Origin of the sequence: Aquabacterium sp., assembly GCF_036273115.1 — a bacterium.
In the GTDB taxonomy this organism is placed as follows: Bacteria; Pseudomonadota; Gammaproteobacteria; order Burkholderiales; family Burkholderiaceae_C; genus Aquabacterium.
The window spans coordinates 160,551-179,555 of the sequence record NZ_DASUIN010000022.1 but is presented as its reverse complement, the minus strand read 5'-3'; the positions used below and the strand labels follow the sequence as shown (position 1 = coordinate 179,555).

Genomic DNA, 19,005 nt, shown 5'->3' with positions numbered 1-19,005 from the left:
CACCACCGCACGCCCCGGCATGGGTGCGAGCGTGCAAAGCACCCAGATGGACGCTTCTGAGGCCGTGGCCCAACTCAAAGCCGCCCAGCAACTGGGCCAAGCCTTGAGCCAAAGCGCACAACAACAAGGCGCCCAAGCCCTACATGGTTTCGATGCCCAGCAAGCCGTGCAATGCCATACCGATGCCATGTGCGTGCAAGCCCAAGGCAAACACAGCGGCAGCGTCAACGGACAAGAGGCTAAAAAAGCCAAGGGTCGCACCCTGGCCGACCCCGTCGAAAAGTTTGCCAAGCCCTTGGTTCACCTTGACACGCCTGTCACGGCCGCATTCGTCACACCCGCCAACATCAGCCTGTTCAGCGGCCAAGACACCAGCGTGGCCGTGCAAGGCGATGTGCAACTGACCGCAGGCCACACCCTGAGCAGCGTCAGCGGCCAAACCACCAGCCTGTACACGCATGCCGGTGGCATCAAAGCCATTACCGCCAATGGCCAATTGAGCCTGCGTGCCCACACCGATGCCCAACAGATCTGGGCAGATCAAGGCATCACGGTGCAAAGCACCACCGATGAAATCCGCATCCAGGCCAGCGAAAGCATCACCCTGTCAGCGGGCCAGTCGGCCATTGTGATCAAGGGCGGGGACATCACCTTCACGTGCCCGGGTAATTGGACGGTGAAGGGGGCTACGCATGATTGGGGGAGTGGTGGAGGCGGTGGCTATACATCGTTGGAACTGCCTACAGGTTTGGCGCAAGTCGGTGCTCCTGTCACAGCATTGGCCTCACCGAAGCCCGATCAGTACAGCCAAAAGCTGGTTGTGATTGATCCATTGACCGGCGAGCCAATGGTTGCAAAGTACACCCTATTGAAAAGCGACCAGATCATTCAGAAAGGTAAAACAGACTCAGAGGGGTTGTCCTCGCGACACCTTGATGAAGACGATGGTGATTTGGAAGTCTTGATTGGGGCAAGTGATCCTTGGTCTGTCGAGTACCACAGTGGGCTAGACCAATTGCCCTTGGCGTATACCGACGAAGACTATTTGCAGCTGAGGGGCGAATCAAATGAGTGAGCCTAGTACCTTGATCGAGGAAAACGACGTAATTCCAAGTCCTCAAGAATCTCCGAAAACGGAGGAACCCAATGCTAAAGCGCCATTGACGACCGGAGCTATTGACGCCGGTGAAACAAGTTCAGACCATTTCGCTGTCTTGTTTCGTGATGGGCTTGACATGCCCATTGATGGACTGACCTTCATCGCAACTTATCCATCAGGTTTTGTTTGTACGGCCGAATCGACCGCGGCCGGCGCGATTGCATTACCTGTTAAGGACCAAGACAAGGGTGAAGTAAAAATTGAGGTGAAAGACTCGACTGGAAAGACACAACCAGTTTGCTCCATCGACCCTTCGAAATGCGACGGTCCTGTGATCGTTCGTAGCCCCAAGACAAAGGCAAAGGTTGCATTGCAGCCGCATCAGCAGGTGGCGCCTGCTCGTGCACCTGCGCAAGCTGCCACTGCGCCAACTAAAGGCGCGGACGCTAATAAAAAGAAGCAGACCGATAAACCCGAGGACACTCCTCAGAAAATCGATCAGTCACAAAGTTGGTGGGGCGCGAATGGCTCATTGGGTAAGGCGTGGGCTTGGTTGAGCTCGCGCCACATTTTCGGTTCATCCCAGCCATCCGCCGCTGCAAGCAAGTCGCCGACTCAGGGGCTCTCGACTGCCGGACAACCGGTCGCTGCCATTGTTGGGCCGGAGGCTGACAACAAAGACAACCTCAGGTTGGGGCGAAACAATGTCTATCGCCAGCAAATTCTCGACGCGTCTAAGAGGTTGGGGCTTATTCCGCAAGCACTTTGCGCCCTGATGGATTGCGAAGCTGGGAAAGTCACGGAAAGAGTAGCGCTGTTGAATCCTGACGGGACGCCCGTTAAGGACAAAAAGGGGCGGCCAGTTTTCAAGAAGGTCACAGAGCTTTGGAATGCAAATGCCGGTAACGCCTCCAGCGGTGCGGCAGGCTTAACCCAATTTCTGAGCTCTACTTGGTTAGCTCATGTCCTGATCCCTGGGCGCTACATCCACCAAAAGAGTGTGGCGAACGGTTGGGTGAAGCAGGTTGCAGATTCAAAAGGTAAAAAGACCTGGATGTTTGTTCTTGCGGATGGCTCGACTACTAGTGAGCCATATGCGAAGCGCATGAGCGATGCAAATGTCAAAAAGTGCTTGGCTATGCGGATGGACCCGGCTTGGTCTATCAATGCCGCTGCTGACTATGGATGTGCGAACCTAAAAGTACTTGAAGGTGCGAAGTTCAAACTCAACGGACTCAATGACATGGACCGAGCAAAACTCATGTATCTCATGCATCATGAAGGCGAAGGGGCCGGTCCGAAGTTTGTTGCGAACAAACTTGCACCTACAGACGCCGACAAAAAGAAACTGAAGAAGAAATTTGCGCAACAACTTGCGCATTTGCCCAAATCGGACGGTACTGCTGAAATGCAGAAACTGGTGGATTTGGCAGACGGCGATGTTGAAATTGCATATAGATTTTGGTTGGCCAAATACATTGATGCGCAATTTTCTCAATCAACGAAGTATTTTGTGGCTTCGCCAATTGAAACGTCAAAGTTGTCGGCCTTGCTTGTTAGGGTCGGAGGAAAGGAAGTTGAAAGTGTTGATTAAACTTTTTTTTGCGGCAGCTCTAATGTTTGCAGGAACATTTACTTTTGCTGCCTCCCCAATGACGTGTGAGACATCCAAAGCTCGGGTGAAGCCTTTTGGCCTTGTCTCGAAAACATCATGTACGGTGGATGGTGTCGCCAAGCAAGAAATGATCAATTTGAACGGAGTTGCTGTACTTTCGGATAAGCAGCTGTTCCAAGAGGATGTTAACAAAGACAGTTCGATTCGAGTGTATACAAGTGGAGCGATCAATCCGTCGACAGGGTGTGCGCCGCGCCTTTATCTTTTGGATATGAGGAGCCAGCCTGTCAAGGTATTTTCTCTAGGCGTTAAGAACGCTTGCAACGAATTCCACTGGGCATCCTGGGGTGAAAAGCGTAGCGTGATTGCGCTAAAAAAGAACGTCTCCTTTGTATATGAAAACGGCAAGCTGACGCCGCCGCCTCCTGGGGCAAAGCTTTGGAATGACATTGAAGCTCCGCATGCAGGGGACGGGCTGAAGGAGGAAGATGCGATCCCCTTCGTAGAGGAATTGAAGTTGCCCTGACTGGCTTAATCAAATCCTTGGCGGGTGGCAGTAAAGTGAATGCCAGAAGATTGCTATTGATTGCACTATTGACGCAGGTTGCAGTGAGCTCGGCACAAGTGACCAGCAAAGCTGGCCGAAAACAAGACCCTTGGCTTGGGCGTCCTTGGGAGCTCAGCTATATCATTCAGGTCGATAATTTGATTGGAATGAAAGCCAATCGACGTTTAGGGCTGCGAGAATTGGCTAAAGCGAATTTGGATGATTCGCAGATTCCCGCTTCGGTGTTTGATTGGCAAGTAGTTTCTATTCCGAGTCCGGAAAAACTTCCCTATTCGGGCGACGGGCACATCGCGGTATTGTCTATTCGGTTCGATAAAGATGGTTTTGTTAAGGTTCCGTATAACTGGCGACCAGGGCTTAAAGCACACATCGATTCAATCTACAAAGTCAAGTTAACAGAGGGTGATTCTGTCGATGGGCTGAAATTCGATTTGGGGTACTGGTATACAGGGGCCAGTAGCGATGAGTCGATTTATGTGCCGGCTATCTGCTCCATAACGGATATGGAAGATCGGTACAAAAAAGGCTTTGATAAGGATGGAGTTGCAAGTGGCAACTTTGGCTGTCGTGAGTGGGGCTACTACCTGCAGAGCCGAGAGCACCCCTACATCGACATCACTTCCTACCAAAAACAAGGTGCTTACATTCGTCCGGTTGTTGGCTGGGGTCGATTTGACATTCCTGCTAAACCTGTAATCGGCAAGGTGCTTGATACGTGGTTGTGCCTCTACGACTGCCCCGACAATGAAGCGCCGGGTGTCATTCCTGATATTTCTGCTTGGGCTGGGAAGCGCAATTGGCCGGTTCCCAAGCCGCCAAAGCGGTTACCGATGTTCGTGGACAAGGCTCGTAAAGCGGGTGAGTTTGTTGACTAAATCAAGGCGAATTTTTGTCTTGCAGAACCATGGGAGGGCCCCCAAGCGCATGACTCTTTTGAGGAAGGTTTCTTCAATGATGATTCTTGTGTGGGCGATCTTTGGTAACGCTCTTGCGCAGGATCAGGATCGAGTCGGACTCAATAAGCTGATTGAACGGATGTCGTTTCAGTCATTCCAAGCGAGCGGTCCAACATTGAGTCAAGCTTTCTGTGATGCAGGTATGCGGCCATCTTTGGTCAACGCAGCAAAGATTGATGGAATGATTCGGCCAAGCGAGTTGTTTTCTGCCCTAGACAAAATTTGGTGCCAGCCTGAGTTGCCTAGGGTAGATAGGGCCAAATCGCTGTTGCCAAACGTTCTGCCTGTTCGCCAGCAGAAGCGGTTGGGAATCAATTTGGAGGATCGTGTTGCGAACCTCGAAGATTTGGAAACATTTTGGTATTCCCCGACCGATTTGTCGTTTGATGTCACGTCAAACGGGCTTGTCGTAAGGATCTTCACTGTTAGGGAGGGCGGGGGCGACGAGTTCGAATTCCGCTGGATGAATCAGCGTTGGATGTTGGTGCCGTTTCGTTATGGGGGAGCTTGCTGAAATCAAACCAAAGTTGACCAAACCGGTGTGCAGTCGGTTTCACAACAAGCCTGTAGCCAAAGATCAGCGCGCCAAACCGAATAGAGAGAAGAAGTAATGGCACTGTTTGATTTCTTGAAGCCCAAGTGGTCTCCCGGAAGAATGACGGAAGATGATCGAGCACGACAGTTTTGGTTGCTGAAAAGACGGACCAGCTACACGGCCTGGAAGCGATGTCGAGATGCCTATGCCGCCTATGTTGAACTAGTCGAACGTCAGTGCAAAGAGGAACCCATCGGCAAGATGGGCCCAAGATTGTTGGAGAAAGAAAAAGCGGCGCAACGGGAGTTGATTGCTGACGGTGTTTTCGAATGGTTCGATGTCGATCAAATCGAGAATTGGAGTACGAACCTAACGAAATGGACCCAGTCAACCTATGCCAATGCGTTACGTGGTGTCGCACTATTTGACCAAGGTCTTGCCCTGTTGAAGGTTGGCGATCGCTCGGTATTCACGCACACCAGTCAAGGCCTATTGGAGGATGCGTGCAATCGGGCCTACCGCGAGTATGAAGATGTTTTCCTAGGTGGCCCGAGGGGAGATCAAAGCTTGGTCTTCTATGGAAAGTACGTGCCAGCGATGAAAGCAGCACTTCAGTGGGGTGCGGAGCAAGTCGGGTACGGAGCAGGAGGGCTCCAACCCGATGTGGCTGATCTATCCGCCCCGGCTATTTGGGAGGAAACGCGCCAGGTTTACGATCCCTTCGATAAGCGCACAAAGACAGTGATCGGTACGCGAGACAAGTGGGTTTCGCAGACAGCTCACTTGACTGATGTCCCGTCAGTTCCGCTGCCCGGGGAAGAAGTCTTCGTGCGAACAGGCGAGGCCTGTCCCGTTTTTGGGATATATGAGGCACAGGTCAAAGATGGGCTCATGGTTTACATGTGCCAAGGGCAAGAGGCATTTCGGTATGGAGAGCCTTGCTTGCAGTCTGGTGCTGGGCAAGCTATTACATGGAAATTGGTGTGGGAAGACAAGCGTTACCTTGATGGTGTCATTCCGTCTGAGGAGGCTGACTATTTCCCCGACGCTCTGACGCCTCCGAATTTCTTGCATTTTGTTGGCGACGAGTTAGACAACGATTGGAAGTCGGATGACGTGGTCGTGGCGCACACAGGCGAACCAGCTAGGTATACAGGGCGTTGGGCCGCAAAGGATGATCTGGGTGGCCGTATTTATTGGCGCCAAGGCGATCTGCTTCCGATGAATCAAGGGAAGCCTACTGATTGGGTCTATTCTGGAGTTTGAACCCAGGTTAGCTTGCCGACGTTGCTGCTAATGCCACTGCGCTGATCCTGCTAGGCCATGTGCCCGCACAGGAGGCTGCCCAACCACTTCCAAACTGTGCCGGCCTGATTACACCCGACTCCCCATCCACCAAGCCAACAAGATCCCCGCTACCGTCACGCTGGCCCAGCCCACCAGAACCACGCGCCAGATGGTGGGCGCATGCCTGAGTTCCATGAAGTCCAGGATCACCATCATGCCTTTGGCATAGGCCAGCAGGAACATCAGGCCGACAGTCCAGGCGCTTTCCATGCGGGTCAAACCGCTTTCGCCCAGGGTGAAGGTGATCAGGGTGGCGATGACCATGAAAACCCAGATGCGGTTGAGGTGACGAATGCCCATCGCGAGTCCTTTCAGCGCATCACGTAGACCAGCGGGAACAGAATGATCCACAGCAGGTCGACCAGGTGCCAGAACGCTGCGCCGGTTTCCAGCGCGTGACAGTTGTCGCGTCCGTACTGACCGCGTCGAGTGAAGAACCACAGCAAGCTCAGCATCACCATGCCCACCATCACGTGCAGGTAGTGGAAGCCGGTGAGCATGAAGTAAAACAGGTAGAAGTCGTTGGTGGAAACGTCGATGCCGGCTTGCAGCTTGCCGGCGTATTCCAGAGTCTTGAGAACGAGAAACGCTCCGCCGCACAGAAGAGCCACGGCCAGCCAATTGGCGCCTGTGTGGTTGCGGTCGCGGCGCACCGATTGCACCGCGCGGGCCACGGCCCAACTGCTGGTGATGAGCAGCAGGGTGTTGATGCAGCCGGTGTGCAGGTCCAGGGTGGCCTGTGAGGCGTTGAACAGCTGAACCTGGCCTACGCGCATGAAGGCGTAGGTCAGGAAGAAGATGCCGAAGGTGAGCAACTCGGCCAGGATCAGCAGCCAGATGACCAGATCGCCCGACAGCCGGGGGGCGATCGGAGTGTCGGTGTCCTGAGAGGTAAGGCTGCTTGTGTTGTTCATCAGACTACGTTGAAGTCGATGACGATGGAGCCGGGCTCGCGCTGCTTGTATTCGATGGTCACGCGGTCGCCATAGCGGTTGCGAAGTTGATCGAGCAGGGGCAGTGGGTCGTGGTCGTTCACGAAGCGCATGGTTTCGCCAGACTGCAGGGCGTCGAGGGCGCCGAAGATGGCGGCATGGCGGAAGCGCTTGGCAATGCCGCGGGCATCAAACGGATACAGCCCAGAGGGGGAGAGGTGCAGGTGTGCGTGAGACATGGTGAGCCTTTTCACGGGTAAGCAATCAGATGGTTCATCTTGCTGTGAGGGCGACCGTGTGTCTATCCGTCCAAGGAAGTAGTCAGGAAGGACGGCACCCACCGCCTTCTCTGACAGCGCTGGCGGAATGGCGTCATGCCCCCGATGCCAGCCTTGGCTGATGCAAATGGCCTTGTTAAAGATGCATATGTGATGTATCTTTGATGCGTGGCCTCGGTGCCGTGACCTCATTTCGAATACGGGCTCAATATGAACATTGGCACTTTGCCCCTGACCCAGGCTGAAGCAGTCGCTGTGGACGAGCCTCGTGTCGTGCCGGACACCATGCCTGGCTACAAGGCGATGTGGATGGGGGTGTGCCTGGAGTACATCGAGTTCACGATGTTCTTTGTCGTTTACTTCGTGGCGCGCTGGTTTTATCCGCAGGAATTTCAGCAGGGCGCAGCCAAGCTGTGGACCTTGGGTGGCGTCTTGATCACCTTGGTCATGGTCACGAGCGGCTACATGCTGACGCGCGGATTGGCTTGCATGCGCCTGGGGCAGCGGCGCAAAGCGCTCGGCTGGTTTGTTGCTGCGATGCTGCTGGGGGCGATGTATCCCGTTCTCAAGTGGCAGGAGTGGCAGTGGAACCATGCGCACGGGGTGGATGCGGCAGCGGGCATCTTTGTGGCGGTTTACTACTACGTCACCATTGCCCACAGCATCCATGCTTGCTGGGGTTTGATGTCCATGGGGTGGGGCGCCAGTTGCCTGGCCCTGGGGGGGTACTCCACGGAAGACTTCCGGGGACTGGAGTCGGTCGCCACCTATTGGCATGCGACTGATCTGGCCTGGTTGATGTTGTTTGCCTTGTTCTACGCCTTCGCATGAAAACGTATCGTCTATTCGGCATGTCGGTGCCCGGGGCCATGTTGGCCTGGGTCACCCTGGTGGCTTTGACGCTGTTGAGCATCGCCGCAGCGGGGCAGTCACATCACGGCGCCAGTCGCCTGCTCATGACTTGGTTGGTGGCCTTCATCGCCTGGTACAAGAGTCGCTTGCTGGTGCGCCACTATCTGGAGTCTCGGCTGGCAGGGCGGGTGTTTGACCGAGTGGTGCGCTGGTTTGCCTTGGTGGCCCCCGCGGTGCTGGCGGTCAGCGCCTGGCGTGAAGCCGGCGCTTTCACAGGCTTGATGGCCGGCCTGTTCTAAGCGAAGCCGCACGAGCGGCATCAGGCGTGAATGATCTCGATGGCTGATTCGGCGTGCTCCACCAGCAAGGCCCGCACGCGCTCCTGCCATAGAGACTGGAACAGGGTGCGTTCGTCTGTCGATGCGGTTCCCGCTATGCAGCGGGGCATCAGTGTGCCGATTCGCGCATCGGCGGGAACGCGATCCAGGTGAGCCCTCACTTCTACTTGGGCGCTTGTGTCAACACGCGTGAAGCGAACTTGTCCGCGCATGGGCACGCCAAACTCCAGCAGGTGACGACGATCAAAATGCCCGCCTAAGCCTTTGAAGCCGGTCTGGCCCGTGGCGCCGGTGAGCAGTGTCAACACGCTGGCGATGACCCCGACTACGCCTTCGGTGGCGAGTCCAGCTAATTCGACGCGGATGCCGCCGCGCGTCGGCAATTCGGGGCCATACAAGGCAGTCAGACCATGACAAGCCATCAGGTAAGCCGAAGCCACGGTCGGACAAGGGTGCCCGGCCAGTTTGACGGCGTCTGCAAAGCGGTACTCGATCACCCCTTGAGCGGCGGCGCCCAGCAGTTCGGCTAGGGGGTCGTACAACTTCAGCGTGGGGGCCGAGTCAAACGGATTGGGCGAGTGCGCCAGGGGGTGAATGGTCATGATTGGACCTTCAGGGCGATGCTGCGAGGGCGGGGCGCGGTGCTGGGGCGAGGGGGCGTGCCGGCACGTCCGACCGGACCGGCGATGTCGGCCAGGGTGGCGCCGTCCAGTTCCTTGAAATAGGCCTTCAAGGCCTGATCCAACAAGCGCTTGAGGCGGCACGAGGGCGTGAGCGTGCACAAGTTGGTGCCGCTGTCGAAGCACTCGACTAGCCGGAAGTCGGTTTCTGATTGCCTGATCACATCGCCAATGCGGATGTCTTTGGGCTTTCTCAGCAAGCGTACCCCGCCGCCTCGGCCACGGGTGGTTTCCAGAATGCCTTGATGACCGAGGTCGTTGACGATCTTCATCAAATGGTTTTTCGACACGCCATGGTGATCAGCCAGTTCGGCGATGGTGACCAGGCGATCGGGGTTTGAGGCGCAAAACATCAGGACACGCAGGGTGTAGTCGGTGTATTCGGCAAGGCGCATGGCGAACTCCAAAGATGTATGTATGGTATTGCTTTAGCGCGGGTGCTGCTATAACATGCATAACAAATACATCAATAAAGTCAGCCGCATGAGCCGCCCTGTTTTACCCATTGCCCCGGTTGGGGGGGCTCCCGCACAGGCTGTGTCTGGCTGGCCTGTGTTGCGTTTGGGGTTTCGGCCCTTCTACTTGGGGGCGGCCGCCCTGGCGCTTGTGTCGGTGCCGGTGTGGGTCGCCTTGTATCTGGGGCAGTTGCAGGTCGGTCTGCCGGTGTCGCCCATGCTGTGGCACGCGCACGAAATGCTCTACGGTTTCGCCGTGGCCGTGATCATTGGGTTCCTGATGACGGCGGGCAAGGCGTGGACGGGGTTGCCAACTCCTCGCGGTCCCGCGCTGGGGGCGCTGGCGTCGCTGTGGCTGGCTGCACGGCTGGCCGCCTTCGGCTCGTCGCATGTGTTGTATGCGCTGCTGGATCTGGTGTTGCTGCCGATCGTGGCCATCGTGTTCCTGCGTCTGTTGATTCGAGCCGGGAACCATCGCAATCTGCCCATCGGGGGCATCCTGGTCTTGCTGTCGTTCAGCAATCTGGCATTTCACTTGTCGGCCGCAGGGGGGTTATCGGTGTCGCCTTTGCAAGTGCTGCATATGGCTTTGGCCTTGATCGTGCTCATCGAATGCGTGATCGCAGGCCGTGTGGTGCCCGTCTTCACAGGCAATGTCATTCCTGGTTTGAACATCAAGGCCCGACCTTGGCTTGAGCACGTCACCATGGGGATCACGGCTGCGGCACTCCTGACATGGGTGGCAGACATCGTGCCATGGATCTGCGGCCTGCTGCTGATGGCTGCCGCAGTCTTGCATGCCGCACGCCTGGTGCGCTGGCAATCATGGGTGACACGCCGCCGCCCGATCTTGTGGATCTTGCATGCCGCGTATCTGTGGATGCCTCTGGGTTTTGCCCTGCTGGGGGCGGCGCAGTTCGGTGGGGTCTCGGTGTCGCTGGGCGTGCATGCCCTCACCGTTGGCGTCACGGGTGGCTTGATCATCGGCATGATCACGCGCACCGCCCGAGGCCATACCGGACGTGAGATGAAGGCCTCTCCTCTCGAAGTGACCGCGTATGCGCTGGTGATGGCGGCGGCCCTGCTGCGCGTGGTTCTGCCCATTTTGTGGCCGCAAGGCCTGGTGCTGTGCCTGGTGGCCGCCGCTGTGGCCTGGTCTCTTGCTTTTGCGCTTTACCTCTTTGTCTATGCGCCGTGGTTGGTCACCACCCGGCTCGATGGCAAAGACGGTTGAGTCCACTCATTCCCTTGTATTCACGAAAGGAAGTCCCATGTCTGCTCGCGTATCCGACACCATTGACGTTCGTGCCATCGCGCCACGCGAACGCCACGCGCTGATCTTCAATCGCTTCGATGCCTTGCCAAAGGGCGGATCTTTGCAACTGGTCAACGACCACGATCCGGCGCCTTTGCATCAGCAGTTCGAGCTGCGCTCGCCGGGCCAATTCCAGTGGGCGTACCTGGAGCAGGGGCCTCAGGAGTGGCGCATCCAGATCACCAAGCTGGTGCCCATCACCGGCGCTGACTCCTGCTGCTCCGGTGGGGCATGCTGCGGCTGATGCCGCTGGCGGTCAGTCTTTGCCGCCAACCTGAATGAATGGCACGGTGCCCCCGGTGACCTGGGGCAGCTTGCCATCCCATTTGCGAATGGCCTCGCGTTCGTTTTCGATCTTGCGCAGGTGCAGCAAGTCCGATGTGATTTGTTGACGCTGCAAGGCCAGGGCATCGGCTTCGGCCTTGGCGCTGGCCACCTTCTGCTTGGCTTCGACTTCAATGCGCTGCAGGTCGCGTTCGGCCTTGAGTTTTTCCTGCTCGGCTTTGACCTTGGCTTCAATCGCTTCCGAGAACGAGCGCGAGAACGCGAAGTTCACGATGGCGAATTCGTCCAGCAGCAGGCCGTGGCGCTGCATCTTTTCTCGCAGCAGCGCGCCGATGGCGTCGCGTACTTCCGTGCGGCGGGAAATCAACTCTTCCGCTGTGAAGCGGGCCGTGATGGCTTTGACGGCTTCCTGTGCTGCAGGGATGATGATGCGGTCAGCCGCAATGTCGGTGCTGGGGCCAATGTTCTTGAACACATTGACCACCTGCTTCGGGTCGAGGTGGTAGTTGATGGCAATGCGGGTGTGCACCGACTGCAGGTCTTTTGAGGCCGCGTCGCCTTCGCCTTCACCCTTTTGAATGCGCACGTCCATCAGATGCATGGTTTGCGCCAGCGGAATGCGGAAGTGGATGCCGGGTTCATGAACCACCTCGTCGGGCTTGCCGAAGGTGGTCATCACCCCGCGTTCGCCGGCAGAAATGATGACGATGGGGCTGAGCATGCTCAGCGCCATGAGGCCGGCAGCCCCGATCACCAAGGCTTTGAACAATTTCTTTCCCGCTGACGGGGCGGCTTCGATGATCGGCATGGTTCCCTTTCTGCAGTGTGAGTTCTCGGCTCATTCTGCCGAGAAAACTGCATGGCGAAAAGGCAGAGCTTGCCGGGATGCCACAATCACATTCTTCGATTGAATTGACCTGCGCCTCTCTCTTATGACTGCTGCCACCCCCTCTGCTGTGAACAAACTGGTTTTGACCCGTCCTGACGACTGGCACCTGCATGTGCGCGACGGGGCGGCCATGGCCTCGGTGGTGCCGGCTACGGCGCGTCAATTTGGTCGCGCCATCATCATGCCCAACCTGCGTCCGCCGGTGACCACGGCCGAGCAGGCGGTGGCCTACCGAGATCGCATCCGTGCGGCGGTGCCTGCCGGGCTGAAGTTCGATCCGCTGATGGTGCTGTACCTCACCAATGCCACGCCTGCGGCAGAAGTGGCGCGAGCCAAGGCGGCTGGCGTGGTGGCATTCAAGCTGTACCCCGCTGGGGCGACGACCAACAGCGATGCGGGCGTGACCGATTTGCGTGCCACCTACCCGGTGCTGGAAGCCATGCAAAAGGAGGGGCTGGTGTTTTGCGTGCACGGCGAGGTCACCGACAGCGATGTCGATGTGTTCGATCGCGAAAAGGCATTCATTGACGACAAGCTCATTCCGCTGCGCCGCGACTTCCCTGAGTTGAAGATCGTGTTCGAGCACATCACCACCAAGGAAGCGGCCCAGTATGTGACTGAGGCCGACCGCTTTGTGGGCGCCACGATCACGCCGCAGCACTTGCTGTACAACCGCAATGCCATCTTCACCGGCGGCATTCGCCCGCACTACTACTGCTTGCCCATCCTCAAGCGCGAGGAACACCGTGTGGCCCTGGTGCAGGCGGCCACCAGCGGCCTGAGCAAGTTCTTCTTGGGCACCGACAGTGCCCCGCACGCTTCGCACCTGAAAGAGCATGCCTCGGGTTGCGCGGGTTGCTACACCGCCCCCTTGGCGCTGGAGTTGTATGCTGAGGCCTTCGAGGCTGCGGGCGCGCTCGACAAGCTCGAAGCGTTCGCCAGCTTCTATGGCCCCGATTTCTACAACCTGCCGCGCAACACCGATCAGGTCACCCTGGTGCGCGAAAGTTGGGTGGTGCCCGAAACCTTGCCGTTTGGCGAGGCCGAGATCAAGCCCCTGCGCGGTGGCGAGACCTTGAACTGGAAGTTCGTTTAATCATTAACGTCAGGCGGGCTGGTCCGGGCCAGTGGAGGGCTTGCTGGCGCCAGCCTGCTGGTCTGCGTTGGCTCGCAGCTCCTGCCGAACATCCTGGCGCAGGCGATCCAGTTCCTGCCGTAACTCACGCATTTCCCGGTGCATGTCGCGCAAGATGTCTTGCTCGACCTTGCGTTCTTGCGTGCCCACGAACATGGCAGCAATCGACGCCGTGACCAGCGACAGAATGCCGTAGCCCAGCAGCACCACGAACACCGAAAAAATCCGTGAGGCGGTGGAGCTGGGCACCATGTCGCCATAGCCCACGGTGGCGGCGGTGGAGAAGGCCAGCCAGAGGCCATCGTGAATGGTTTTGACTTCTGGGTCCAGCCAGTAAAAACCGATGCCGCACAGTACCAACACGCTGGAGCCCATCACCAGCAAGCGTGCCAGGCCCGTTTCGGTAAACAGGGCCTGGCTGATTTTCAGCAGCCGGTAGAGCATCAGCACCGCAATGAGCAGACGCCAGATCAGGGCTGGCTCGGATTCATTGCTTTGGGGTAGAACCGCATTGGCCATCAGGGCCACACCCAGGAACACGTCGAGCTTGAGTTGACCTGGGCGGTCGCCCCAACGCCCCCGACTGGGCAATGGCGAGGCTTGGCTCAAGCTGCGCTGCACATGCCAGGCCGATGCCAGGAGCACGATGCCACTGACCAGATACATCCACGTGGCCCAGGTGGCCGGGGTGGGCATCATCGAGTCGTAAAACGCGGGCACGCTGGCGATCAGCGCGATCAGCATGGGCCAGGGCGAGATGTTGTCATCTCGCCGACGACGGTGTTGCATGGCGGTGTAGCGGGTTAACGGTTCAAGCGGGCAGGTAACCTTCAACCGACAGGTAGCGCTCGCCGGTGTCGTAGCAGAAACCCAGCACCTTGGCGTTGGCGGGCAGTTCTGGCAGCTTTTGCGCAATGGCCGCCAGGGTGGCGCCAGAGGAAATGCCCACCAGCATGCCTTCTTCGCGGGCCGAGCGGCGGCCAAACTCGCGAGCTGCTTCGGCTTCAACCTGAATCACGCCATCGAGCAGGCCAGTTTCCAGGTTGGCGGGAATGAAGCCCGCGCCAATGCCTTGAATGGGGTGGGGGGCCGGCGAGCCGCCCGAGATCACGGGCGACGCGGTGGGTTCTACCGCAAACACCTTCAAGTTCGGCCAGGCTTTTTTCAGCACGCGGGCGCAGCCGGTGATGTGTCCGCCCGTGCCCACGCCGGTGATCAGCACATCCAGCCCTTCGGGGAAGTCGGCCAGGATTTCCTGTGCCGTGGTTTGCTCGTGCACCGCGATGTTGGCGGGGTTTTCAAACTGCTGCGGAATCCAGGCGCCGGGAATGCCGGCGGCCAATTCCTGGGCACGGGCAATCGCACCCTTCATGCCCTTTTCGCGTGGGGTCAGGTCGAAGGTGGCGCCGTAGGCCAGCATGAGGCGGCGGCGCTCGATCGACATGCTGTCGGGCATGACCAGAATCAGCTTGTAGCCTTTCACCGCGGCCACCATGGCCAGGCCCACGCCAGTGTTGCCCGAGGTGGGCTCAATGATGGTGCCGCCCGGTTTCAGGATGCCCTGGCGTTCGGCTTCTTCCACCATCGACAAGGCGATGCGGTCTTTGATCGAGCCGCCGGGGTTGACGCGTTCTGCCTTGATCCACACCTGAGCCTGTGGGCCGAACAGGCGGTTCATGCGGATGTGGGGGGTGCGGCCAATGGTTTCCAGTACGTTTTGGGCTTTCATGCTGAACTCCGGTGTGGTTATGTGGTCAACGCATAAGGAGATTTCTCTGCTGCAGGCAGAATCGTTGACCATGAATGCTTTGATCAGGTTTTTGCCGCGCCGCGGCGCAGCGTCGCTTTTCAGTATCTTTCTGATTGTGCTGCTGTCTATTGGCGCTGTTGCTCATGCGCAGCAATTTTTACCTGCTGACCAGGCTTTTGGTCTGGACGTGGCCGGTGCAGGCCCCAGGCAGTTGGAAGCCCGGCTGACGGTGGCCAAGGGCACCTACCTGTACCGTGAGCGCATGGCAGCACAGTTGCTCAACGGCGCGGGCGAAGGCGTGGCGCTGGAGTGGTCTTTGCCCCCCGGTGAGGTCAAGCATGACCCGAATTTCGACAAAGAGGTTGAGGTCTACCACCACGACCTGGCTGCGCGTTTGGCTTTGCCGGCCGAGGCCTCGGGGACTCGGCAGCTGAAAGTGTCGTATCAAGGGTGTGCGGATGCCGGCATTTGCTACCCCCCACAGCATCGCTATTTCGAGCTCAAGCTCAGCCCACAGGGCGAGGTTCTGGACGTCACCCCCATGGCGGCGCCCGGGGCGAACCGATCGGGGGCTGCTGCTGGAGCTTTGGGGGGCGCGACAACTGTTTCCGGGGGGGCAGATGACCGCATCGCGTCTGCCTTGGCGTCGGGTCGCTTGCTGGTCATCGTGCCAGTGTTCCTGCTTGCTGGTGTGCTGTTGTCCTTGACGCCCTGCGTGTTGCCCATGGTGCCCATCCTGTCTTCCATCATCGTGGGCCATGGCACACAGGTCAGCCGTGGGCGCGGTTTCCTCCTGGCGCTGAGTTACTCGCAAGGCATGGCGCTGGTCTACACCGGTCTGGGTGTGGCTGCGGGTTTGCTGGGGCAAGGCTTGGCTGCCTATTTGCAGCACCCTACGGTGGTTCTGTTATTTGCAGCCCTGATGGTGCTGTTGTCTCTGTCGATGTTTGGCCTGTACGAGTTGCAACTGCCGGCTGCGGTGCAGAGTTGGCTGGGCTCGGGCAGCAGCCACTTGCCTGGGGGGCGTTTTGTGAGCGTGTTTGCCATGGGCGCGGTGTCGGCGCTGGTGGTCAGCCCTTGCGTCTCGGCGCCGCTGGCGGGGGCGTTGCTCTACATCAGCCAGACCCATGACGTGGTGCTGGGCGGCTCGGCCCTGTACGCCATGGCCTGGGGCATGAGCTTGCCCTTGTTGCTGGTGGGCTTGTCGGCGGGCAGCCTTTTGCCTCGCACGGGGCCGTGGATGAAGGCCGTCAAGGCCTTGTTCGGGCTGATCATGCTGGCCATGGCCGTGTGGGTGAGCCGCCCGGCCTGGCCGTTTCTGGTCGCGCAGGTCAAGGGGGCCGATGCGGTGGTGTCCACGCACCGCAGCGTGTTGCCGTTTGAGCGTGTGCGCACGGTGTCTGAGTTGGAGTCGGCCTTGGCGCAGGCTCGCGAAGCGGGGCAGCCGGTGATGCTCGATTTCTATGCCGACTGGTGCACCTCGTGCCTGGAAATGGAGCACCAGACCTTTGCCGACCCGGCCGTGCGGGCGCGGCTCAAGCCTGTGCGCCTCTTGCAGGCCGATGTGACCGCCAACACCGAATCCGACCGTGCGCTGCTGCAGCGTTTCCAGTTGTTTGGCCCGCCGGGCATCATCTTTTACGACCGACAGGGCCGTGAGCAGGTGGCGCAGCGCGTCATTGGCTACCAGGCCCCGGCAGATTTTCTGGCCAGCTTGCAGCGCGCCGGCTTGTGAACCCCTGCCAGCCGGAGGATAATCGGGCCCGTGAAGTCAGCTAGATCGTCGCTGGTACAAGGCTCGAAAGGGCGTACTGGAGGAAGGTCCGGACTGCACAGGGCAGCGTAGGAGGTAACACCTCTCCACCGTAAGGTGAGGATCAGAGCAACAGAGACGAGCCAATTCAGTTTGGGTGAAACGGGCAATCTCTACGCGCAGCAACACCAAATAGGCACACGACGACCTGGCCCGGGGAGTGTGCGGGTAGGTGGCATCGAGCCGTTCTGGCGACAGGCGGCCCAGAGGAATGACGGTCACGGTTCAGCGTCGCGAGACACGGAGCCGCACAGAATCCGGCCTATCGGTTGACTTCACAACTATTTCACGCGCCAGATTCAAGCTGGGCGTTTCTTCTGCCGAAAAACATCGGGTATTCCTGACTGGAGTGTCCATGTTTGCCCCGCTTTCCCTTCGTTTGTTTCAGTCGCTGGCCTTGACTTGTGGCATGACCCTGGTGGTCGGTGCCTATGCGGCAGAAGGGCATGACCATGGCGAGCCAGCGAAGGCAGAACCGGGGGCCTCGCGCAGCGCGGGCGAGCCCGACATCCGTCCGAATCTGAAGGCCTTGGCCAAAAAGAACGAGCGTCGGGCGGAGTCGCCAGAGCCGTCGACTCGAGAGGCCAGCAAAGAACCCACAGCAGATTCAGCCAAAGAGCCCGGGAAGGCGCCCAGCAAGAGCGCGGCAAAGGCGCCTGGTAAGGGCACCACGGTCGATCCGACCGATCCCAAGTCGGGTGTGTCCATGTCAGACTTGCGGGACCTGATCGATCAGAAGGTGGCCGAGGTTCGCGCCCGGCAGGCAGCCGCCCCGGTGGTGCAGATCCGGGCGAAGCCTTCGAAGCCGAAGTCGCCTGTTCAGCCCGCCATGTTCACGCCTGGGCGTGAAGGCAGCATCCCCACGCCTCACGGGGCCCCCAGGGTGTCATCGGCTGGTGGGCGCGCCGTGCATGACCGCTTGAACCCGAACGGGCACGATGTGCATTGGGCCTACAGTGGCGACACCGGGCCGGAAAGCTGGGGCATGCTCAAGCCTGAGTTCCAGCAATGCATGTTGGGCAAGCGCCAAAGCCCGATCGACATTCGCGACGGGCTGCCTGTTCAACTCGATCCCATCGCCTTCGACTACCGCCCCTCGGGTTTTCGGGTGATCGACAACGGCCACACGATTCAAGCCAATGTGGACCCGGGCAACAGCATCACGCTGCAAGGCCGGCGTTATGAGTTGGTTCAGTTCCATTTCCATCGTCCCAGCGAGGAGCGGGTCAACGGCAAGCAATTCGACATGGTGGCCCACCTGGTTCACAAAGATGCCGAAGGCAAGCTGGCGGTGATTGCGGTGCTGATTGAGCAGGGCAATGCGCATCCGGCCTTGCAGCTGGTATGGAACGCCTTGCCGCTGGAAAAAGGCACTGAGCAAATTTCGTCGGTGCCCATTGATTTGAATTCGATCTTGCCGGAGCGCAAGACCTACTTCACCTACATGGGGTCACTGACCACGCCGCCTTGCACCGAAGGCGTGCTGTGGATGGTGATGAAGCAACCCGCCCAGATGTCGCGAGACCAGATCAACATCTTTGCGCGCATGTACCCGATGAATGCCCGGCCGGTGCAGTCGGCTCAGGGGCGCATGATCAAAGACGGTCAGTAAACCCGTCCGCCCTTGATCTGGGCATGGGTGCGGCGCGTCAGTTCGGTGGCGCGGGCCATCTGCGACATGGCGTGACCGGCGTGGGCATGGCAAATAGCCAAGCCCAGCGCATCGCTGGCGTCGTTGTTCGGTTCGCGTGGCAGATTCAGCAGGCGCATGACCATGTGACGAATCTGGGCCTTGGCTGCGTGGCCGTGGCCCACCACGGCTTTCTTCATTTGCAGCGCGGTGTATTCCGACACCGATGGGGAAGAGGGGCCCGACAGCAGACCGGCAATGGCCGCGCCGCGCGCTTGACCCAGCAGCAGGGTGGACTGCGGGTTCACGTTCACGAACACGATTTCGACCGAGGCTTCGGCCGGTTCATAGCGCGCCACCACCTCGCGCACCCCTTCAAAGATCAGCTTGAGCCGGTTGGGCAAGTCACCCTGCGCGGCCTCCTTTGTCTTGATGGTGCCGCTGGCAATGTAGTGCAGGCGCGGACCATCAGATTCGATGATGCCGAAGCCAGTGGTCTGCAAGCCGGGGTCAATGCCAAGAATTCTCATGTT

The 19,005-nt window shown here is 58.7% G+C and carries 22 protein-coding genes and 1 other RNA gene; 14 read left to right on the top strand and 9 right to left on the bottom strand.

From position 1 onward, the window contains the following. From VFW72_RS08940 to VFW72_RS08915, 6 genes are all read left to right on the top strand, one after another. Positions 1–1,075 (top strand): DUF2345 domain-containing protein (locus VFW72_RS08940; RefSeq protein WP_329673942.1); only part of this gene is annotated, 1,075 nt, incomplete at its 5' end. Continuing rightward, the gene (locus VFW72_RS08935; RefSeq protein ID WP_329673941.1) at positions 1,068–2,693 is read left to right on the top strand and encodes a hypothetical protein; all 1,626 of its coding nucleotides are present in this window, start codon (positions 1,068–1,070) and stop codon (positions 2,691–2,693) included. The genes VFW72_RS08940 and VFW72_RS08935, both read left to right, overlap by 8 nt. Next, a complete protein-coding gene (locus tag VFW72_RS08930; protein WP_329673940.1) occupies positions 2,677–3,240 on the top strand; it encodes a hypothetical protein in 564 nt (187 codons plus the stop codon). The genes VFW72_RS08935 and VFW72_RS08930 overlap by 17 nt, the downstream gene beginning before the upstream one ends. Before the next feature lie 17 nt (positions 3,241–3,257). Further along, positions 3,258–4,157, top strand: coding sequence for a hypothetical protein (locus tag VFW72_RS08925; protein WP_329673939.1), 900 nt, complete (start codon positions 3,258–3,260; stop codon positions 4,155–4,157). 76 nt (positions 4,158–4,233) lie between these two features. Further along, positions 4,234–4,752, top strand: coding sequence for a hypothetical protein (locus VFW72_RS08920; protein WP_329673938.1), 519 nt, complete (start codon positions 4,234–4,236; stop codon positions 4,750–4,752). A gap of 96 nt (positions 4,753–4,848) precedes the next feature. Further along, the gene (locus tag VFW72_RS08915) at positions 4,849–6,039 is read left to right on the top strand and encodes an Imm72 family immunity protein (RefSeq protein ID WP_329673937.1); all 1,191 of its coding nucleotides are present in this window, start codon (positions 4,849–4,851) and stop codon (positions 6,037–6,039) included. A 108-nt stretch (positions 6,040–6,147) separates the two neighbouring features. Here VFW72_RS08915 and VFW72_RS08910 read toward each other — a convergent pair whose 3' ends face one another. Genes VFW72_RS08910 through VFW72_RS08900 form a run of 3 tightly spaced genes read right to left on the bottom strand, consistent with a single transcriptional unit; the run spans position 6,148 to position 7,291 of the window. After that, positions 6,148–6,420: a cytochrome C oxidase subunit IV family protein gene (locus VFW72_RS08910; protein ID WP_329673936.1), complete on the bottom strand. Its 273-nt coding sequence runs from the start codon at positions 6,418–6,420 to the stop codon at positions 6,148–6,150. 11 nt (positions 6,421–6,431) lie between these two features. Continuing rightward, positions 6,432–7,034, bottom strand: coding sequence for a cytochrome c oxidase subunit 3 family protein (locus VFW72_RS08905; protein ID WP_329673935.1), 603 nt, complete (start codon positions 7,032–7,034; stop codon positions 6,432–6,434). Next, positions 7,034–7,291: a DUF2249 domain-containing protein gene (locus VFW72_RS08900; protein ID WP_329673934.1), complete on the bottom strand. Its 258-nt coding sequence runs from the start codon at positions 7,289–7,291 to the stop codon at positions 7,034–7,036. The genes VFW72_RS08905 and VFW72_RS08900 overlap by 1 nt, the downstream gene beginning before the upstream one ends. Before the next feature lie 249 nt (positions 7,292–7,540). Between VFW72_RS08900 and VFW72_RS08895 the strand changes: the two genes are divergently transcribed. Together VFW72_RS08895 and VFW72_RS08890 are read left to right on the top strand one after the other, a co-directional pair. Then, a complete protein-coding gene (locus tag VFW72_RS08895; RefSeq protein ID WP_329673933.1) occupies positions 7,541–8,161 on the top strand; it encodes a cytochrome c oxidase subunit 3 in 621 nt (206 codons plus the stop codon). Next, complete coding sequence (locus VFW72_RS08890; RefSeq protein ID WP_329673932.1) at positions 8,158–8,481, top strand: hypothetical protein; 324 nt, start codon at positions 8,158–8,160, stop codon at positions 8,479–8,481. Before VFW72_RS08895 ends, VFW72_RS08890 begins: the two co-directional genes overlap by 4 nt. Before the next feature lie 20 nt (positions 8,482–8,501). Here VFW72_RS08890 and VFW72_RS08885 read toward each other — a convergent pair whose 3' ends face one another. Continuing rightward, a complete protein-coding gene (locus VFW72_RS08885; protein ID WP_414638788.1) occupies positions 8,502–9,125 on the bottom strand; it encodes a hypothetical protein in 624 nt (207 codons plus the stop codon). After that, on the bottom strand, positions 9,119–9,595 hold the full coding sequence (locus VFW72_RS08880; protein ID WP_329673930.1) for an Rrf2 family transcriptional regulator: 477 nt from the start codon (positions 9,593–9,595) through the stop codon (positions 9,119–9,121). Before VFW72_RS08880 ends, VFW72_RS08885 begins: the two co-directional genes overlap by 7 nt. Before the next feature lie 88 nt (positions 9,596–9,683). Between VFW72_RS08880 and VFW72_RS08875 the strand changes: the two genes are divergently transcribed. Both VFW72_RS08875 and VFW72_RS08870 read left to right on the top strand, forming a co-directional pair. Next, positions 9,684–10,889 carry an NnrS family protein gene (locus VFW72_RS08875; protein ID WP_329673929.1) on the top strand — a complete coding sequence of 402 codons (1,206 nt, stop codon included), beginning with the start codon at positions 9,684–9,686 and terminating at the stop codon, positions 10,887–10,889. A gap of 37 nt (positions 10,890–10,926) precedes the next feature. Next, positions 10,927–11,214 (top strand): DUF2249 domain-containing protein, encoded by a 288-nt coding sequence (locus VFW72_RS08870; protein ID WP_329673928.1) that lies wholly within the window; start codon positions 10,927–10,929, stop codon positions 11,212–11,214. 12 nt (positions 11,215–11,226) lie between these two features. Here VFW72_RS08870 and VFW72_RS08865 read toward each other — a convergent pair whose 3' ends face one another. Further along, positions 11,227–12,063, bottom strand: coding sequence for a prohibitin family protein (locus VFW72_RS08865; RefSeq protein WP_329673927.1), 837 nt, complete (start codon positions 12,061–12,063; stop codon positions 11,227–11,229). Positions 12,064–12,187: 124 nt separating this feature from the next. Here VFW72_RS08865 and pyrC point away from each other — a divergent pair, with 124 nt between their 5' ends. Then, entirely contained in the window at positions 12,188–13,240 is a 1,053-nt protein-coding gene (gene pyrC / locus VFW72_RS08860) for a dihydroorotase (protein WP_329673926.1), read from the top strand. 9 nt (positions 13,241–13,249) lie between these two features. Here pyrC and VFW72_RS08855 read toward each other — a convergent pair whose 3' ends face one another. Together VFW72_RS08855 and cysK are read right to left on the bottom strand one after the other, a co-directional pair. Next, positions 13,250–14,068, bottom strand: coding sequence for a potassium channel family protein (locus VFW72_RS08855; RefSeq protein WP_329673925.1), 819 nt, complete (start codon positions 14,066–14,068; stop codon positions 13,250–13,252). Between the two features lie 22 nt (positions 14,069–14,090). Further along, positions 14,091–15,008 carry a cysteine synthase A gene (gene cysK, locus VFW72_RS08850; protein WP_329673924.1) on the bottom strand — a complete coding sequence of 306 codons (918 nt, stop codon included), beginning with the start codon at positions 15,006–15,008 and terminating at the stop codon, positions 14,091–14,093. Between the two features lie 70 nt (positions 15,009–15,078). Here cysK and dsbD point away from each other — a divergent pair, with 70 nt between their 5' ends. The 3 genes from dsbD (at position 15,079) to VFW72_RS08835 (ending at position 18,454) form a co-directional block, all read left to right on the top strand. Continuing rightward, the gene (gene dsbD / locus VFW72_RS08845; RefSeq protein WP_329673923.1) at positions 15,079–16,764 is read left to right on the top strand and encodes a protein-disulfide reductase DsbD; all 1,686 of its coding nucleotides are present in this window, start codon (positions 15,079–15,081) and stop codon (positions 16,762–16,764) included. A gap of 32 nt (positions 16,765–16,796) precedes the next feature. Then, an RNA gene (gene rnpB / locus VFW72_RS08840) (RNase P RNA component class A) lies at positions 16,797–17,123 on the top strand. Between the two features lie 74 nt (positions 17,124–17,197). Beyond that, positions 17,198–18,454 carry a carbonic anhydrase gene (locus VFW72_RS08835; RefSeq protein ID WP_329673922.1) on the top strand — a complete coding sequence of 419 codons (1,257 nt, stop codon included), beginning with the start codon at positions 17,198–17,200 and terminating at the stop codon, positions 18,452–18,454. On the opposite strand, the gene ruvC is transcribed toward VFW72_RS08835, so the two are convergent. After that, positions 18,448–19,002: a crossover junction endodeoxyribonuclease RuvC gene (ruvC, locus tag VFW72_RS08830; RefSeq protein WP_329673921.1), complete on the bottom strand. Its 555-nt coding sequence runs from the start codon at positions 19,000–19,002 to the stop codon at positions 18,448–18,450. The two genes, VFW72_RS08835 and ruvC, sit on opposite strands and share 7 nt — an antisense overlap. Positions 19,003–19,005: the final 3 nt, after the last annotated feature.

What these genes read in the sequence shown, in the direction of transcription:
- VFW72_RS08935 (WP_329673941.1), top strand. Translation starts at nt 1,068, where the DNA reads ATGAGTGAGCCTAGTACCTTGATCGAGGAAAACGACGTAATTCCAAGT.
- VFW72_RS08920 (WP_329673938.1), top strand. Translation starts at nt 4,234, where the DNA reads ATGATGATTCTTGTGTGGGCGATCTTTGGTAACGCTCTTGCGCAGGAT.
- VFW72_RS08915 (WP_329673937.1), top strand. Translation starts at nt 4,849, where the DNA reads ATGGCACTGTTTGATTTCTTGAAGCCCAAGTGGTCTCCCGGAAGAATG.
- VFW72_RS08910 (WP_329673936.1), bottom strand. Translation starts at nt 6,420, where the DNA reads ATGGGCATTCGTCACCTCAACCGCATCTGGGTTTTCATGGTCATCGCC.
- VFW72_RS08905 (WP_329673935.1), bottom strand. Translation starts at nt 7,034, where the DNA reads ATGAACAACACAAGCAGCCTTACCTCTCAGGACACCGACACTCCGATC.
- VFW72_RS08900 (WP_329673934.1), bottom strand. Translation starts at nt 7,291, where the DNA reads ATGTCTCACGCACACCTGCACCTCTCCCCCTCTGGGCTGTATCCGTTT.
- VFW72_RS08895 (WP_329673933.1), top strand. Translation starts at nt 7,541, where the DNA reads ATGAACATTGGCACTTTGCCCCTGACCCAGGCTGAAGCAGTCGCTGTG.
- VFW72_RS08890 (WP_329673932.1), top strand. Translation starts at nt 8,158, where the DNA reads ATGAAAACGTATCGTCTATTCGGCATGTCGGTGCCCGGGGCCATGTTG.
- VFW72_RS08880 (WP_329673930.1), bottom strand. Translation starts at nt 9,595, where the DNA reads ATGCGCCTTGCCGAATACACCGACTACACCCTGCGTGTCCTGATGTTT.
- VFW72_RS08875 (WP_329673929.1), top strand. Translation starts at nt 9,684, where the DNA reads ATGAGCCGCCCTGTTTTACCCATTGCCCCGGTTGGGGGGGCTCCCGCA.
- VFW72_RS08870 (WP_329673928.1), top strand. Translation starts at nt 10,927, where the DNA reads ATGTCTGCTCGCGTATCCGACACCATTGACGTTCGTGCCATCGCGCCA.
- VFW72_RS08865 (WP_329673927.1), bottom strand. Translation starts at nt 12,063, where the DNA reads ATGCCGATCATCGAAGCCGCCCCGTCAGCGGGAAAGAAATTGTTCAAA.
- pyrC (WP_329673926.1), top strand. Translation starts at nt 12,188, where the DNA reads ATGACTGCTGCCACCCCCTCTGCTGTGAACAAACTGGTTTTGACCCGT.
- VFW72_RS08855 (WP_329673925.1), bottom strand. Translation starts at nt 14,068, where the DNA reads ATGCAACACCGTCGTCGGCGAGATGACAACATCTCGCCCTGGCCCATG.
- cysK (WP_329673924.1), bottom strand. Translation starts at nt 15,008, where the DNA reads ATGAAAGCCCAAAACGTACTGGAAACCATTGGCCGCACCCCCCACATC.
- dsbD (WP_329673923.1), top strand. Translation starts at nt 15,079, where the DNA reads ATGAATGCTTTGATCAGGTTTTTGCCGCGCCGCGGCGCAGCGTCGCTT.
- VFW72_RS08835 (WP_329673922.1), top strand. Translation starts at nt 17,198, where the DNA reads ATGTTTGCCCCGCTTTCCCTTCGTTTGTTTCAGTCGCTGGCCTTGACT.
- ruvC (WP_329673921.1), bottom strand. Translation starts at nt 19,002, where the DNA reads ATGAGAATTCTTGGCATTGACCCCGGCTTGCAGACCACTGGCTTCGGC.